At 51.6% G+C, this 2398-nt stretch carries 1 rRNA gene (only partly in view); it reads left to right on the forward strand.

Annotated features, from left to right (window positions below):
• Positions 1–2379 (forward strand): 23S ribosomal RNA (locus tag DFP75_RS18275) (it extends 508 nt beyond the left edge of the window).
• Positions 2380–2398 lie beyond the last annotated feature (19 nt).

Here is a 2398-nt window from a genome sequence, read left to right on the forward strand (position 1 = left end):
ACGTACAAGCAGTGGGAGCGGACTTGTTCCGTGACTGCGTACCTTTTGTATAATGGGTCAACGACTTATTTTCAGTAGCAAGGTTAAGCACATAGTGGAGCCGTAGGGAAACCGAGTCTTAATAGGGCGTTTAGTTGCTGGGAATAGACCCGAAACCGGGCGATCTATCCATGAGCAGGTTGAAGGTTGAGTAACATCAACTGGAGGACCGAACCCACATCCGTTGAAAAGGCTGGGGATGACTTGTGGATAGGAGTGAAAGGCTAATCAAGCTCGGAGATAGCTGGTTCTCCTCGAAAGCTATTTAGGTAGCGCCTCGTATCTCACCATTGGGGGTAGAGCACTGTTTGGGCTAGGGGGTCATCCCGACTTACCAACCCCATGCAAACTCCGAATACCAATGAGTGCAATTACGGGAGACACACGGCGGGTGCTAACGTCCGTCGTGGAAAGGGAAACAACCCAGACCGTCAGCTAAGGTCCCAAAGTTACAGTTAAGTGGGAAACGATGTGGGAAGGCTTAGACAGCTAGGAGGTTGGCTTAGAAGCAGCCATCCTTTAAAGAAAGCGTAATAGCTCACTAGTCGAGTCGGCCTGCGCGGAAGATATAACGGGGCTCAAACTGTACACCGAAGCTACGGATGCTTAGTTTACTAGGCATGGTAGAGGAGCGTTCTGTAAGCCGTTGAAGGTCAAGCTGTAAGGCAGGCTGGAGGTATCAGAAGTGCGAATGTTGACATGAGTAACGATAAGGGGAGTGAAAAACTCCCCCGCCGGAAGACCAAGGTTTCCTGTCCCATGTTAATCAGGGCAGGGTGAGTCGGCCCCTAAGGCGAGGCAGAAATGCGTAGTCGATGGGAAACAGGTTAATATTCCTGTACTCGTGCATATTGCGATGGAGAGACGGAGAAGGCTAGGCCAGCACAGCGATGGTTGTCTGTGTTTAAGGCGGTAGGTTTAGGGCTTAGGCAAATCCGGGCCCTTTTAAGACCGAGAACTGATGACGAGCCCTCTTTTGGGCGAAGTGGTTGATGCCATGCTTCCAGGAAAAACTTCTAAGCTTCAGATATGCAGGAACCGTACCCCAAACCGACACAGGTGGTCAGGTAGAGAATACCAAGGCGCTTGAGAGAACTCGGGTGAAGGAACTAGGCAAAATGGTACCGTAACTTCGGGAGAAGGTACGCCGGCCGGTGTGAAGGACTTGCTCCGTAAGCACTAGTCGGTCGAAGATACCAGGTGGCTGCGACTGTTTATTAAAAACACAGCACTCTGCAAACACGAAAGTGGACGTATAGGGTGTGACGCCTGCCCGGTGCTTGAAGGTTAATTGATGGGGTTAGCGCAAGCGAAGCTCTTGATCGAAGCCCAAGTAAACGGCGGCCGTAACTATAACGGTCCTAAGGTAGCGAAATTCCTTGTCGGGTAAGTTCCGACCTGCACGAATGGCGTAACGATGGCCACACTGTCTCCACCCGAGACTCAGTGAAATTGAAATCGCAGTGAAGATGCTGTGTATCCGCGGCTAGACGGAAAGACCCCGTGAACCTTTACTATAGCTTCACAGTGAACTTTGAACCTACTTGTGTAGGATAGGTGGGAGGCTTTGAAGCGGTGACGCCAGTTACCGTGGAGCCACTCTTGAAATACCACCCTGGTATGTTTGAGGTTCTAACTCAGGTCCGTAATCCGGATCGAGGACACTGTGTGGTGGGTAGTTTGACTGGGGCGGTCTCCTCCCAAAGAGTAACGGAGGAGCACGAAGGTGTGCTCAGCATGGTCGGAAATCATGCATAGAGTGTAAAGGCAAAAGCACGCTTAACTGCGAGACAGACACGTCGAGCAGGTACGAAAGTAGGTCTTAGTGATCCGGTGGTTCTGTATGGAAGGGCCATCGCTCAACGGATAAAAGGTACTCCGGGGATAACAGGCTGATACCGCCCAAGAGTTCACATCGACGGCGGTGTTTGGCACCTCGATGTCGGCTCATCACATCCTGGGGCTGAAGCCGGTCCCAAGGGTATGGCTGTTCGCCATTTAAAGTGGTACGCGAGCTGGGTTTAGAACGTCGTGAGACAGTTCGGTCCCTATCTGCCGTGGACGTTTGAGATTTGAGAGGAGCTGCTCCTAGTACGAGAGGACCGGAGTGGACGAACCTCTGGTGTTCCGGTTGTCACGCCAGTGGCATTGCCGGGTAGCTATGTTCGGACGGGATAACCGCTGAAAGCATCTAAGCGGGAAGCCTCCCTTAAGATAAGATCTCACTGGGACCTAAGTCCCCTAAAGAGCCGTTCGAGACTAGGACGTTGATAGGTTGGGTGTGTAAGTGCTGTGAGGCATTGAGCTAACCAATACTAATTGCTCGTGAGGCTTGACCATATAACACCAAAGTGGTTTT

The organism is Marinomonas alcarazii, assembly GCF_003208215.1.
Classification (GTDB): domain Bacteria; phylum Pseudomonadota; class Gammaproteobacteria; order Pseudomonadales; family Marinomonadaceae; genus Marinomonas; species Marinomonas alcarazii.